Source organism: Bradyrhizobium sp. AS23.2, from assembly GCF_001908185.1.
GTDB lineage: Bacteria > Pseudomonadota > Alphaproteobacteria > Rhizobiales > Xanthobacteraceae > Bradyrhizobium.
In genome coordinates, this window is record NZ_LGHM01000051.1 from 1 (window position 1) to 13,379 (window position 13,379).

Here is a 13,379-nt window from a genome sequence, read left to right on the forward strand (position 1 = left end):
CCGCGAGCCGCCCCGCCACCGGTGGTGCCGCCACCGCTCGCCAGCGCACAGCCTCCCACGCCTCCGCGAGTCGTCCCGAAGCCAAAGAAGCCGCCGCGGCCCGCGCCTTCGGCAGGCCCCATCTCGGTCGGCGGCGCGCCGCTGAGCACGACCCCGGCCGCTGGGGCTCAGTGAAGCGAGCAGTTTGTCGGAAAGGGCCGTCTCTAGAGCCATTTCCGTTCCGATGGAATCGGAACGGGGCTCTAGACTCTTGTTTTGACGCGTTTTCTTGACGCGAACCGGTATCCACTTCGCTCGAAAACGCTCTAGCGTAGGCGCGCTTGTCTCTGTCCGCCGACATCTCGCGACTCGGCCGTGACAGGCAATCTGCTCCCTTACGGGGTTTGGCGGGGAACGTCGTCCAATCGCGCAAACACCGCGCTCGTCACCGCTCCCAGGAGCGACCAGAAGACCAGGCTCGTGAGGGTCACCGCGACCACGAACTGGTGAGACAGCGATGATGGGACGTTGGTTTCGATGTGCTCCAGCTCTGGCGCGCCAATCAGATGCGGCAACGCCAGGAGAATCACGCCCGCGATAGCCGCCGGCACGGAGCGGCGAAAGACAATCAGGCCCAGGCCTGCGGCCGTCGACAGCACCGCCACGAGCCACCAGATCTGGCGCGACAGCAGAGGCGCGGCGGGCACGCCAGGCAGGTCCGGCGGCAGGCCGAGGCCGGGCGCGATCGTGAATACCGCAAAGCCCGCCAAGCCCCACATCAGACCTTCGTGCCAGGTGATCCCCTCGCCGGTCGCTCCGCTGCGGACCGCGAAGAAGCCGGCCAGAAGCAATGCAAATCCGATCGCGGCCAGCACGTTCGCGGCGGCCGTATAGGTGTTGCGCTCGAGCCCGTCGCGCGGCTCCCATGCCTCGGCGCCGTGGTCATGGTCGGCGTGGCTGTGAGCTGCATGGTCGTGGCCGGCCGTAGCCGCCTGCGGCGCTGCTGCGTCGTGCTGGTGCGTCGCCGCGGCCTTCTCGTAGACCTCGGCCTTCAGGATCAGGGGAACGGTGCCGAACTGCTGGGCGACTGTGACGATGACACCGACGATGAAGCCAGCAATGACCGATGAGAAAACGATCGAGCGAAACGTGCTCATTCCACCTCAGTCAGTGGCAGGGGAAGGCATTTGAGTGGCGCACGTCGTGTGCGGCATTGTGGATGACATCGATGTGAGCGAAGCCGACGACGCCGACGACGAAGACGCCCAGCACCATGGCCATCAAAGCCTGCGAAAGCCGTCCCACCTGCCCGGCGGCAACCGGCAAATGCGTGACCTGGTCGTTCATGACCTGGGCGTTCGTGAGCTGGGGTTGGCTCATGGCTGTTCTCCGTTGGCGATTTGCACGTCTTCTAGCAGCTTCCGGGCGATGTCGCGACTGGTAAGATGCAGGCTAGTCCCCGCAGGAATGCCCCTGCGGGCGATCTTGGCGCCGGCGGCCGCCCGAAAGGCTGCTTCAAACCGCCGGAAATACCCGAGGCAGTCCTCCGGCGACGGCTCGGCGCCGAGCAGCGTCCGGAAAGCGCCCCGGTGCACGGCGCAGATCGCGCCATGACCGGTGACAGGAAAGACCAGCGACGCGATGTCGTCGCGCCAATGGGCCTCTCCGCTCAAGCTGTCGCGCGTCCCCGCCCGAAGAGATCGAGCAGACGAACGATTTCGCAGGCGGCCACGAGGCCGGCGAGCCAGACCGCGCTGGTCAGTCCAATGCGCGTCACGATCGCGGCGGTGAAGGCACCCTCTCCGCCCAAGGCCGGCGTCGCGGCGAACAGCGCGAGCTCGTAAGCTGCATAGGCGACAAGGAGCGTGACGGCCAGCATCAGCGGAGTGCGGCCCTGCGGCAGCACGCGGAGCACGGCGGACGCCGCCGCAGTCGATAGAAGCGCAGCGGCGCCGATGACGAAGCCCCAGGCGATCGTGCTGGAGTCAACGGGATAGTGCAGCGCGCCAAAGCCGATGCACTGGTTCACGAGCCAGGCGCCGGTGACAACCAGCAGCGCCGGACGCAGCGGCAGCATGGCCGCCGCCACGACTGCGAAGGCTGCGAAGGGTGTTGCACAGGCAAGCGCAAAACTCGCGAGCGCGCATGACACCGTCAGCAGAGCAAAGCAGAACATCGACGCATAACGCGGTTCGACCGGCTGAAGCCGGAAATGGTCGGTGTGGGGCGGCAGGATGCTGAGGGCCATATGTGATCTCCTTGTTTCCGAATTCTAGTACATTTGTGGGCTTATGACAGCCCCATCGAGGCCAATGAAGTGCGTACGTGGGGAGCCGATGCAACTTTGGACGCGCCTCAGAACGTAGCGCCGGCCTTGAGCAGATAGGTGCGGCCGGGCAGCGGATACGCGCTAAAGCGACCGTCCGTGAAGGTACTCGCGATCGCATAGTCGTAATAGAGAGCGTTCAGCACATTGTTGACGCTGAAGGACCAGAAGTAGCGTTCATACTGACCGCTGAGCTTGAGGTCGATGGTGCCGTTGGCGGGAATCGGCTTTTGCGTGCCGGCCTGATCGTTGTCCATCCGCCGCTCGCTCCAGAAGCGGGCGGTGGCGTCGAGCACGACGTAGTTCTGCCAGATGTTCCAGGTGACGCCCACATTCGCAGTGTAGCGCGACACCAGCGGCACGTCGTTGCCGGCCCAGATGCCCTCACGGAAGATCGCCCGCGTCACAGCCATGCCGGAGCGCAACAGCAGAGAGTCGTTGACGCGATAGGAGAGACTGGTCTCTGAGCCGTAGCGCCGGGTGGGATCGAGATTGGTGTTGTAGAACAGGACGGGGCTGAAATGGATCTCGTTGGTGAGGTCCATCAAATAGAGGCTGCTCTGCATCTGAAGCCCACCGGCCTTGATGCGCAGGCCGCCCTCGACATCCTGCGATGTCTGGGTCTTGAGCTGGAAGGTCTGCGGGAGCGGATTGAAGAATGGGTCAAATGCAGGGCCCGACGCCACGCGCTCGTCCACGTCAGGCGTGCGGAACGCACGCGCGCCGCGGCCGAACAGCGTGAATATGTCGTTGAGCCGCTGCTCGACACCGAGATGCAGCGCATATTGGGTCTCGTCGCTCTTGAGCGGCAGAGCGCCGATGTCGCCATTGAAGGGGGCCGTCGGGTCAAAATTGTCGCGTTCCGTCAGGCTGATGTTCTGCACCCGAGCGCCGTAGGAGACGTCGGTCGTGGGCGTCACGCCCAATGTGTGCTGGAAATAGGCAGCGACCGTCTGCTGCCTGAGGTCGTAATTGTGCCAGGGAGCGAGTCCCTGGCCGGCGCCACGGTTCTGCTGAAAGCTCGCATCGTAGTAATCGATGCCGGTCAACAGTTGTGACGGCATGCCGAACGCAAAACTCCTCACGCTGAGCCGTGGCGTGATCGACCACGTCGTCAGGTCGGCATCGACATAGGTCGACGTGAACCAGTCCGGCACCGGCGTCGGACTGGAGAAGAAGGCGCTCTGCTGCTTCTTGTTGCGAACGCCGCCATCGACGATGAGATCGACACCGTTGACCAATGTCTTGGTGAAGCCCGCGGTCGCACTCATGCCCTGCTGATTGGCGTAGTTGAATGGTGTGCTGGTTCCTCTGCGGTCGGTGGCGAGCTCGTCGAGGCCAATGGACGGATCGACGGTGCGGCCGCCCGGCAGTCTCAGCTCCTGATTGTCACCGGTCACCGTGAGGAAAGCGGTCAGGCCGGGCGTTGTGTAGTTCAGATTGCCGACCCCGTTCTCCTGGGAGTAGCGATTGTTGTCGCGGTAGCCGTCGGTTTTCACCGCGCTGCCATAGAACGAGGTCGACCACGGACCGGAGTTGAGCGAGGTCGAGATATTGCCGAGCTTAGTGTTGAACGAGCCGAATCCACCCTCGACGCGCAAAGCGGCAGGTGGGCCACCGACGCCGTTCTTGGTGACGATGTTGATCACGCCGCCGATCGCGTTGTCTCCATAGAGCACCGCGCCGGAATTGCCGCGTGTGATCTCGATGCGCTCGATGGAATTGAGCGGGATGGTGGAGAGATCCACCTGCGCCATGTCGACGTCGTTTAGTCGCCGGCCGTTGACCAGCACCAGGGTGTTGGCGGTGGCGAAGGCGCCAAAGCCGCGCAGATCGACGCTCGTCTTCGCAGCGACTGGGCCGCCATAGAACGTCGTAATCTGGGCACCCGGAGTCTGCGTCGCGATGATCTCGGCGAGTGTCTGCGACGGCGAATTTGCGACGTCCGCGGCCGTGATGACGGTCGTGGCGGCCCCGACGATGCCTCCGTTGCCGGCGGCCGCCTCGCTGCCGGATGAGCCGGCCCCCATTGCCCGCCGGCGCGCCGCTCGGGGCGACATACGGTGCCGCCCGCCGCCTCGTCGTGTCGCCGCCATCGCCGGTCGCCCTGGCGCGCGTGCGGTTCTGATCATCGGGCTTGGTCACTTCGATCGGCGGCAACTGCGCGGCGACAGCTTGCTGCGCGTGGGCGGGCCTCACGTTCAGGAGAAGGACGGGAACAATGAAGCTAGTTGCCAGCCAAACCGCGCGACGGCGCCGGACAGCAGAAACGGAAGGCATGCGGGGGAAACCTCGGTATGACGTCAGTGGCACGTCACAGCGAACGAGGTTTCACGGCGGAGCGCCGAAATGCTCCGGTGAAGCTAATGTCTGTACTCCCCGACCGACATCTTCGCGTGTGACCACGGCTGACGGCAGGTCTCCTGGCTCGCGGGTCGTGACCTCTACGTCGCCTTCCCGGTCCGAGATACCAGTGGCATATGACGCGAGGTTCACCGCTTACAGTTGCGGGGGCAGCTGCGGCATAAGGGCAATCCCCTGCACCGCATTCCCTATTAATCCCCGAAGGGAGCCGTCGGGATGACCGTAGGGTCTCCGCTTTGACCGCGTCAAACGAGTTCGTGGTGACGCACAACGGTTCTTTGCTCAGTGTGATTGAAATACATCACTCGGCGCTGCGCAGAGCTCCTGCAATCGCAAAGCTCGTTCAGCGGACGGTCGGCAATGAATTGCTTCAAATACGCTGGTTGCCGTCCTCGCCGTGGATGGTGGCATGGGTCTGTAAACGCGAGCCAGAACCAACTCTTCTCGTGGGATTTTCGACAACCGTCCTGAAGCTCGGAGTCGGACTTCTGGTCGAAATCACTCTCGCCCGGCAGGCCGCCAGCCATCCTTTGTCTCGAAACGCACTCCATCATCCGGCCGTCGATCGCCCGGTACATGATTGTGGACACGACCAGCCGTCGCCCCGGAGCTCAGCTCCTGCTCTGACTTAACCGCCGCCTCCAAGCCTTCAAGGAGCTCCCTACCTGTGTCGGTGATTCGCCATCCGCCGTTCCTGCGTTCGATCAGGCCTTGCTCGAATACAGAAAGACCGGGCGCATGAGCCGCGAGCCTCTTCGTGCGTTCTGCCCAGTCGCGCCCGCTTGTCGCGAGGATTTCCATGTCCCGCTTGAGATCGTCCATCGCAGCGAATCCATCCGGGTGACTCACGAGGATCTTGAGTACAGTTACTTGAAAATTCACACTTAGACGGGCTCCGCGGCCCTTCTAACGAAGTCATCGCAGAACGCAACGCTTGACGCTTTCCCGAGAATCGTGCCCGAGCCTTCCGAAGAAGACGAGCGACAAGCTGACTAGCGTATGAGACCTAACGCCGACTGCAGAGAACCCGAGAACAATTGAAGCGAGCCACCCACGACACCACGCACGTGCTGGCTAAGCCCCGGAAATTCCGTAGGTGCGGCCGACCCTGCGGACGCGGGAAAAGTCGCTCAGATGGGAGCCGATAATGAGCCAGTTCTCCTCGACGGCTCGATCGAACAGCCACCACCTCGTTCGCGCAGCGAGTTTCGGATCGTAGTCGAAGACCGTGCTAACGTCGGGATCGGCCGTCTGGGTCTCGGCCATGTGAGCCGCATCGGCCCAGAACAGCGCGGTTTCCCTATTCCCCTGCAGAAGGAAACCGGTCTGGCCCATCGTATGGCCCGGAAGCGCCAGGGTCTCGATGCCAGGCAGCACTTCACCCGGCATGAACGGCTTGATGCGCGGGCCGTAGGCATTGACGATCGCGGCCGTGATGGGAAACGCGCTACGACGCGCCTCAGGAAGCACCAGCCGGGCTGCCTCGCTCGTATAGAAAGCAAGCTCGATCGAAGGGATCAGAATCTCGGCCCGGGGAAAGTAGGGCTTCTCGCCATCCAGCAGCCCTCGCGCATGGTCGAAATGGAGATGGGTCAGGAGAACCCGGTCAACGTCCGCCGGCTCGATGCCGTTCTGCCGCATCGAGTCCCAGGAGCGACCGAGCAACGGGCTCCAACCAGGTCCGGTCCCGGCATCAACGAGCGTCAGGCCGCCCGGTCCGCGCAGGGCGAAGTGATTGACTTCGAACTCGATCGTCGCGCCTGGACAATTGGCCAGCATCTTCGCCTGCGCCGCAGGCCCATTTGCGTGAACCAACGAGTCCGTGCCCGTTGTAAACATTCCGTCGAACAGGAATGCGATATCGTAATCGCCGACACGGCGGCTGCGGAGTTTCACTCTGGTTTCCTTTCGGTAGTGACGGCGACCAAGGATTTACGGAGCAGGACGCGCGCTAGAGTCCAGAGACCAGATGGCCTCCATCAACCGTGACAACGCTTCCGGTCATGAACGACCCCGCATCGGAAATCAGCAGCAGCAACGGTCCGTTCAGCTCTTCCAGCCGGCCCAGGCGGCGTTGGGGTATCCGCTTGACCAGGGCCCTTCCGCTCTCGCTCGCAAAGAATTCGTCGTTGAGGTCGGTCGCGAAATATCCGGGAGCAAGGGCGTTGACACGAATCCCGTAGCGCGCCCACTCGAGCGCCAGGGCCTTGGTCAATTGAATGACGCCTGCTTTCGATATCGCGTAGGGTGCAACGGCGCCGGCCACGCGCAAGCCCAAGATAGAGGCGATATTGACGATCGAACCCTTGACCTCGTGTGCGATCATCCGCCGCGCCGCTTGCTGCGCTACCAGCCAGACACCCTTCAGATTGGTGTCGACGACGCTGTCCCAGGAGCGCTCGTCCTGATCGAGAGCCGCTTTCGTCGCCGTGACGCCGGCATTGTTGATGACGGCGTGGAACGGCCCGAACCTGGCCTCGGCCTCACCAAATGCCGTTTCGATCTTGCCGGCGTCGGTCACGTCAAGCACGACGCAGTGCGCTTTGCCGGCGGATGCGTTGATTTGCGCTACGTTGGATTTCAAGGCGTCGATGCGGCGCGCCGCGAGCGTTACGCAGGCGCCGCGGCCCGCCAGGAAACGCGCGAAATGGAGGCCAAAGCCGCTCGACGCACCGGTGACCAACACATGCTTGCCGTCAATATCGAACATTCAATTCTCCCAGCGGTTGCGCCTCAGACGCGCTGGCGCTGTGCGAGCCTGGACATGCCTGCGATCCACCGGTCATAGTTCTCGGCTTTTCGCCGGCAGTAATCCTTGACCACGACGTGGGGCAGGATCACGAAGGCCCCCCTCGTCGAGCCCCTTCAGCGCAGCTAGAGCCACGTCGCGCGGAGACAGGATTCCGTCGGCGCTTTCCGGACCTTGCGGGATGTCGTTCAAGAGCGGCGTGTCCACGCCTTGCGGACATAGCACCGCGACGCGAATGCCCTGGTCTCGGTGGCTGAAGGCGAGGTTTTCCGCCAGACCGATGGCAGCGTGCTTCGTCGTGCCGTAAACCGCGCTGCCGACCTGGTTGAGCAGGCCGGCCGCAGACGCGGTCTGAAGGAAGATCCCGCCTCCCCTCGCAATCATCCGCGGCAAGAGGAAACGGGCGGCCCGAACGTGGGCCATGACGTTGATGTCCCAGGATTGCCGCCAGATGTCGTCGGACGCGAAGGCCGCATTGTCGGCCGGGCCGCCGAAGCCGCGCGCAACGCCGGCATTCGAACAGAACGTACGGATGGGACCTTCCTCGGCCTCGATACGCTCCAGCACGGCCGCGAAGGTGTCGGCGTCGGTACATCCGACGGGCCGGTCGGCGTCCAACGCTCCTCGCCCATCTCGATATCGCGGTCGGTCAGGGGACCATTACCCCTGAAGGCACGCTGCTGGCTGGACTTTCGGCCGCCATGGTTGATCTGGATCGCCGCCTTCGAACCGTGCGCCTTGATCACGTGAACGACCTGGCGCATCCCCTCGATCTGGCCATCTTCCCAGAGCCCGGGATCGCCGTTGGTGATCCGCCCCTTGCGGGTGACCGACGTCTGTTCGACGAAAACGAGCCCGGCACCGCCCATCGCGAACTTGCCGTAGTGAACCAGATGGAACGGCGTGACATAGCCGTTCTCGGCCGAGTACATCCCCATCGGCGAAACCACGATGCGATTGTTCAACTCGACACCGCGGAAAACAGCTTTTTCAAACAGTTTGACCATGTGGTTCTCCCCTGGAGGTCAACGTGCCTTAAAATTTGCGACGCGCCGCTCGGCGGTGGCGCGCACGCCCTCGGCAAAGTCTTCGGTCTCGCGCAGCCACGATTGCTCATCGAGTTCGTGCTTCAGCCGTTCTTCGACCCGCTCGGCCAATCCGGCGCGGAGCGTGGCGCGCGTCGACTTGACGGCGAGCGGCGCGCTTTCAGCGATCTCCTGCGCCAGCTTCATCGCCTCGTCGCGCAGCTTCTCGAGCGGAACCACCGCTTCGCACATGCCGATCTCAAGGGCCTCCTCGCCCTTGACCCGGCGGCCAGTCAGCATCAGCAGCGATGCACGGGTCCGGCCGACCAGCTCGGGCAGCGTGATGGTGAGCCCGAAGCCCGGATGAAAGCCAAGCCGGGTGAAGTTGGCCGAGAAGCTGGTCTCGGGGGTCGCGATCCGGTAGTCGGCCGCGAGCGCGACGCCGAGGCCGCCGCCAATGGCATGGCCCTGCACCGCCGCGACGATCGGCTTCTTTGCCTGAAAGATCCGGATGCCTTCGTTGTAGAGAGCGCGGGAGTCCGCGCGGCGCGCCTCCGGCGTTTCCGGCTGCGGCCCGGAAAAATCCGCGCCGGCGCAGAAGGACTTGCCGTTCGCACACAGCAGCGTGACCCGAATGTCCGGATCCGCATCCGCCGCGATGAGCGCTTCGGCGATCAGCGTCATCAGCTCCTTGTTGAAGTAATTATGCGGCGGCCGGTTGATTTCGGCGACTTGAACGTGGCCGACACGGGAGATCAGAAGATCAGACATGAGTTTCCTCGAATGACTAGCGAAGGCCAAGTCCGCGGGCGATGACGCCGCGCAGGATTTCCGTGGTCCCGCCCTGGATCGTCAGCTTGGGCGCGATGCGGGTGTTGAATTGAAGCACGCGTTCGAAGTCGCCGAAGCTTGCGGTATCGACGGGAAGATGTGCGGCGGCCTGGCGCACACGCTGCGGCAGGTCCTGCTCCCACAGCGTGCCCAGATCCTTCACGATCGCGGCCTCGGACACAGGCTCCCGGCCGGCTTCAAGCATGCCTGCAACCGACACCGACATGCGGCGCAATGCGTGCAACTCCGCCACCAGTCCACCGATGGCTTCGCTCATACGTGCGTCGGGCTTGTTTCCGGCCACTTCGACCAGCTTGCGGAGCACGGCAAAGGTCTCGAGGAAACGCTCCGGACCACTTCGCTCGTAAGCCAGTTCGGTCGTCGCCTGCTTCCAGGCGCCGTCGACCTCGCCGATCAGCTGATCGTCGGGAATGAAAACGTTGTCGAAGACGACCTCGTTGAAATCCCGCACGCCGCTCATCTGATCGATCAGGTTGCAGGTGATGCCCGGAGCTTTCATGTCGACAAGGAGCGAGGTCAGGCCGTGGCGGCGGTTCTTCTCGGTCGGCGTGCTGGTGCGGAACAGGCGCTCAACCTTGATCACGGTGGCGCCGGCCCCCGTTCCGATTCCATCGGAATGGAAATGGCTCTAGAACTTCACGCTGAAGTTGGCGCGGGCCGATTGGTCGGAAACGCCCGAGCCGAACTGGCCGCCATAGGAGACCCCGAGCACGGCATTCGGCGTCAGCGCGAAGTCGAGACCGGCTTCCACCACCGCCGCATTGCGCGCGATCGGCACGCCGCCGATCGTGAAGGCATCGCCACCGCCGGCAAACCGCATCGTCGAGAACGGCGACATGTCACCGAAGGCATGACGCCAGCCGAGCGTCCCCCTGGCCGTCACGACAGCGTTGTTCAGGCCGAACGTCGTCGAAGCGCGCAGGCCGAGCGTGGTGAAGGTCGCATCCGTGTTGGCGGAAGCGCTGGTCAGCGCAGCCGCGCCGCCCCTTTCGGTAAAACCGTCGGTGCGCAAATTGACATAAGCGAGGTTCGCGAAGGGCTCGAACCGGGCCTCGCGCTTGCCGATGCCGTAGGCCAGTTCACCGAAGACCTGGGCGGTACCGGCGTTGTAGTCGCCCTTCAGGCTGTCCGTGAAGCCGGAGAACGTCACGTTCCGCGAGGTGGAGATGTCGTTCCATGTGTAGGCAGCACCGGTGCGGAAGGCGAGATCGCCCCATTGCGAGCCACCATAGAGGCCGAGATGATAGTTGTCGCTTGAGCCCGAGGAGCGGCGGTCCTTCACGTCGAAAGTCGTGCGGCTGTAGCCTGCCACCGCACCGAAGCGCCCGGCGTCGAACACCGAAGCATCCGCGCCGACGAAGAAGCCGCCGGTCGAACGGTTGAAGCGCGCGGCATTGCCGTCGCCGTCCGTGTGGCCCCAGGAGCCGAAGGCACGCCCCCCAGACCGCGAAGCGGTCGGTGCTGGCGGGCACATATTCCGGACCGGCTGAGGCGTAGCTCATGACCGGGCTCCTCTCTGCCCCGACCGCGTCGAAGGCCGAGCGCAGGCGATCGATCGCCGCATCGCGCAGGAAGCGGCTGTCCTCGAGCAGCGCGGACTTGGCCGAGGCGTGGATCTCGCCCGAGAGCTGGTCGAAGGCATTGCGCGCCTGATCGGCCGAGAGGTTCAGCACCGCATTATTGACCGGATTCCCGAACCCGAGACTTTCCACGCCGCCGCCGGTGGCGATCTGGTTGCGTGTAACGCCGACAGCGGCGAAGTCGATACTGTTACGGGTCATTGTCAGATAGACGTTATTGGCGTCATAGCTGAGCGAGGGATCGAGGAAGGCGAGATTCGAGGTCACGCCGCCCGTGAAGGTGCCCGTCCGGCCGCCATCGGCATGGAGGATCGTGTAGCGGGTGGACGGCGCGTAATTGCCCTTGCCGGCCAGCGCCCTCACCGTGCCGCCGTCGATCGTGGTCGTGCCGGTGGCGTTGATGCGGTCCCCCGCACCCGCCGCATTGACCTCGACCTCATAGATCGAGCCCGGGTTGAAGGTGATGTTGCCGGCGACGTTCAGCGTTCCGATCGAATTGCCGGGCGCGATGGTGCCGTTGACGAACGTGCTGCCTACCGTGCCGGTGCCTTGCAGGCGGCCCGCCAATAGCACATCCATCAGGCCGCCGAGTTGGCCGTTTACCACCAGCGTGCCGTTCTCGACCGCGGTCGAGCCGGTGAAGCCGCTGGAGTTGCTCGTCAGTTCGGTTCTGCCCGAGCCGATCTGGCGAACGCGGCCAGCGCCGCTGATGACGCCGGCGAAGGTCATCTCGTTCGAGCGGTTGAAGGCGAGCGTGCCGCTGGCCAGGACATCGCCGGCGATCGAGCCCGTCGTGCCGCCATTGCCGATCTGGAGCGTGCCATCTCCGATGATGGTGCCGCCCGTATGGCTGTTGTTCCCGGTCAGGGTCAGCATGCCGTTGCCGACCTTGACGAAAAATCCCTCCCCCGACAGCGCGCCGGCATAGGTCGCATTCGCCGCCTGATTGAATTGCAGGGATGCATCGGCATGCAGAACGGCATTGCCGTGGAAGCGCTCGGCCGTGGAGTTGAGCGAACCGGCCTCGACGGTCCAGTCGAGCGACGAGTTTCCGGCAAGGGTCAGGTTGCCCGCGCCACGCTTGACCATCGTTCCGTTGACGCCGCTATCCAGGCCGCTGATGTTGCCGCCAAAGGTGAGATCGCTCGGCTCATCGAACACCACCGTCCCGCCATTGCTGACATCGCCCCGGATCGAATCGGCGTTGCCGACTAGCGTGCCTTGCTGGACGATGGTGTTGCGGTAGGCGTTGGCGGCGTTCGTCAGCAGCAGCGTACCCTGGCCGTCCTTTATCAGATCGCGGTCGTCACCGCTCGTAACGGCTCCGCTCAGCGTCGCCGTATCCGAACCGTCAACGGTGAAGCGCGATAAACCTGCGATCTCAGTATTGTTGGCGATTGTGATGCCGTTGTCGAGGAGCAGCCGGGACCCATCAAGGCGCAACGCACCTGTTCCGAGCGCATTGGAATGCCCCACTTCCAGCTTGCCGCCCACCACGGTCGTGCCGCCGGAATAGCTGTTGTAGCCACTGATGCGCACCCAATCATTTCCCACGATGCGCAGACCCAATTGTCCCGCGCCATCGGCAATCGTGCCGGCAAGGACGCGGGTCGCGCCAGAGTTCGAGCCCACGGTCAAGGTCACGCTCGTGCCGGCAGTGTCGTTGACAATTCTCGAGCCGGCCAGAGCCGTCACACCATGAAGAATCTGGTCTTCGCCGTTCAGATTGAAAACACCGCCCGAGAGAGTCAGAGACGCAGACTCGAAGAAGCTGCGGGCGGCGGCGCTGCCCAGTTGTAGCCTGCCCGTGACCAACGAAATGCTCGACCCGGCGATGGGACCGGTCATGCTCGTCGGCGAAAAGATGATCGCGCTATCCGGATCGCTGGCGCTGCCGAGGTTCAAGACTCCGGACGCGGCAGAGAATGCGACCGTGCCCCCAAAAACGGCGGTCACGCCATCGGCGGCATAGATCGTATCGCCGGGTCCGCTGACGGTTATTGCCGTATTGTGCGGCCCCGGCACCTCATATCTATACTCAACCGCCAACGACGGCTGCGCCAGCGGTGCGCCGGCGGCGACCAGCGCCGTCGCCGAGAGAAGGCTGGCTTTCAGGCTGGAAAAGGGACGCGCGGAGAGTTTCGGATTGTGAGCTTTCATAGTCTTGCCTTTGAAGAACGTATGTCGTGATCCTGCTGACCTCGGTGGTCAGCGTTTCCTTCGGATGAATTCGGGAGGAGATGCTTCCGTCGTGGCGCGATCGGTCGCACGGCGCCGGCGTAAGACACCGCGGCCAGAAGATGGCGTGTTGCCCGGCACAGCTCTCCGCCAGTCCGTTTCCGGGTGGGCGTGGCTTCGGCTATTCGCAGCGTGTACCGATCATCATCAATCTTGCACTCTCTTTATCGTTGCTCGCCGAAGGAAGTTGCGCTTCGAAAATATCGAACCGTCTCAAGACACCTCCGACGCAATTGCGGCGCGGGGAATATTCCGCGCCGTTCATG

11 protein-coding genes, 3 pseudogenes and 1 riboswitch are annotated in these 13,379 nt (G+C 63.7%); all 14 genes and pseudogenes read right to left on the minus strand.

Annotated elements, in window-relative coordinates; translation table 11 throughout:
- Nucleotides 1–374: 374 nt before the first annotated feature.
- The gene (locus tag AC630_RS12110) at nucleotides 375–1,136 is read right to left on the minus strand and encodes a CbtA family protein (protein WP_074118769.1); all 762 of its coding nucleotides are present in this window, start codon (nucleotides 1,134–1,136) and stop codon (nucleotides 375–377) included.
- A 10-nt stretch (nucleotides 1,137–1,146) separates the two neighbouring features.
- On the minus strand, nucleotides 1,147–1,359 hold the full coding sequence (locus AC630_RS12115; RefSeq protein ID WP_502691511.1) for a CbtB domain-containing protein: 213 nt from the start codon (nucleotides 1,357–1,359) through the stop codon (nucleotides 1,147–1,149).
- Nucleotides 1,356–1,652 carry a hypothetical protein gene (locus tag AC630_RS12120; RefSeq protein ID WP_074118770.1) on the minus strand — a complete coding sequence of 99 codons (297 nt, stop codon included), beginning with the start codon at nucleotides 1,650–1,652 and terminating at the stop codon, nucleotides 1,356–1,358. Before AC630_RS12120 ends, AC630_RS12115 begins: the two co-directional genes overlap by 4 nt.
- Entirely contained in the window at nucleotides 1,649–2,227 is a 579-nt protein-coding gene (locus AC630_RS12125) for a hypothetical protein (RefSeq protein WP_074118771.1), read from the minus strand. Before AC630_RS12125 ends, AC630_RS12120 begins: the two co-directional genes overlap by 4 nt.
- A 107-nt stretch (nucleotides 2,228–2,334) precedes the next feature.
- Nucleotides 2,335–4,365 carry a TonB-dependent receptor gene (locus tag AC630_RS12130; protein ID WP_349538437.1) on the minus strand — a complete coding sequence of 677 codons (2,031 nt, stop codon included), beginning with the start codon at nucleotides 4,363–4,365 and terminating at the stop codon, nucleotides 2,335–2,337.
- A 336-nt stretch (nucleotides 4,366–4,701) separates the two neighbouring features.
- A riboswitch (cobalamin riboswitch) is annotated at nucleotides 4,702–4,897 on the minus strand.
- Nucleotides 4,898–5,167: 270 nt separating this feature from the next.
- Nucleotides 5,168–5,551, minus strand: a complete 384-nt coding sequence (locus AC630_RS48275) for a hypothetical protein (protein ID WP_074118772.1) — start codon at nucleotides 5,549–5,551, stop codon at nucleotides 5,168–5,170.
- A gap of 192 nt (nucleotides 5,552–5,743) precedes the next feature.
- Complete coding sequence (locus tag AC630_RS12140; RefSeq protein WP_083636209.1) at nucleotides 5,744–6,565, minus strand: MBL fold metallo-hydrolase; 822 nt, start codon at nucleotides 6,563–6,565, stop codon at nucleotides 5,744–5,746.
- 55 nt (nucleotides 6,566–6,620) lie between these two features.
- Nucleotides 6,621–7,379: an SDR family NAD(P)-dependent oxidoreductase gene (locus AC630_RS12145; protein WP_074118773.1), complete on the minus strand. Its 759-nt coding sequence runs from the start codon at nucleotides 7,377–7,379 to the stop codon at nucleotides 6,621–6,623.
- A gap of 72 nt (nucleotides 7,380–7,451) precedes the next feature.
- Nucleotides 7,452–8,036 carry an SDR family oxidoreductase gene (locus AC630_RS12150; RefSeq protein WP_083636210.1) on the minus strand — a complete coding sequence of 195 codons (585 nt, stop codon included), beginning with the start codon at nucleotides 8,034–8,036 and terminating at the stop codon, nucleotides 7,452–7,454.
- A gap of 44 nt (nucleotides 8,037–8,080) precedes the next feature.
- Nucleotides 8,081–8,425, minus strand: a pseudogene (locus tag AC630_RS12155) (oxidoreductase); the annotation flags it as partial.
- 18 nt (nucleotides 8,426–8,443) lie between these two features.
- Nucleotides 8,444–9,214 carry an enoyl-CoA hydratase/isomerase family protein gene (locus AC630_RS12160; protein WP_074118775.1) on the minus strand — a complete coding sequence of 257 codons (771 nt, stop codon included), beginning with the start codon at nucleotides 9,212–9,214 and terminating at the stop codon, nucleotides 8,444–8,446.
- A gap of 16 nt (nucleotides 9,215–9,230) precedes the next feature.
- A pseudogene (locus AC630_RS12165) lies at nucleotides 9,231–9,860 on the minus strand (acyl-CoA dehydrogenase family protein); the annotation flags it as partial.
- Nucleotides 9,861–9,923: 63 nt separating this feature from the next.
- On the minus strand, nucleotides 9,924–10,769 hold the full coding sequence (locus AC630_RS46890) for an autotransporter outer membrane beta-barrel domain-containing protein (protein ID WP_074118776.1): 846 nt from the start codon (nucleotides 10,767–10,769) through the stop codon (nucleotides 9,924–9,926).
- A gap of 745 nt (nucleotides 10,770–11,514) precedes the next feature.
- Nucleotides 11,515–13,035, minus strand: a pseudogene (locus AC630_RS46895) (autotransporter-associated beta strand repeat-containing protein); the annotation flags it as partial.
- Between the last annotated feature and the right edge of the window lie 344 nt (nucleotides 13,036–13,379).

Excerpts from the sequence above, each read along its gene's own strand:
- AC630_RS12110 (WP_074118769.1), bottom strand. The coding sequence starts at position 1,136 with ATGAGCACGTTTCGCTCGATCGTTTTCTCATCGGTCATTGCTGGCTTC.
- AC630_RS12145 (WP_074118773.1), bottom strand. The coding sequence starts at position 7,379 with ATGTTCGATATTGACGGCAAGCATGTGTTGGTCACCGGTGCGTCGAGC.
- AC630_RS12125 (WP_074118771.1), bottom strand. The coding sequence starts at position 2,227 with ATGGCCCTCAGCATCCTGCCGCCCCACACCGACCATTTCCGGCTTCAG.
- AC630_RS12115 (WP_502691511.1), bottom strand. The coding sequence starts at position 1,359 with ATGAGCCAACCCCAGCTCACGAACGCCCAGGTCATGAACGACCAGGTC.
- AC630_RS12160 (WP_074118775.1), bottom strand. The coding sequence starts at position 9,214 with ATGTCTGATCTTCTGATCTCCCGTGTCGGCCACGTTCAAGTCGCCGAA.
- AC630_RS12130 (WP_349538437.1), bottom strand. The coding sequence starts at position 4,365 with ATGTCGCCCCGAGCGGCGCGCCGGCGGGCAATGGGGGCCGGCTCATCC.
- AC630_RS46890 (WP_074118776.1), bottom strand. The coding sequence starts at position 10,769 with ATGTGCCCGCCAGCACCGACCGCTTCGCGGTCTGGGGGGCGTGCCTTC.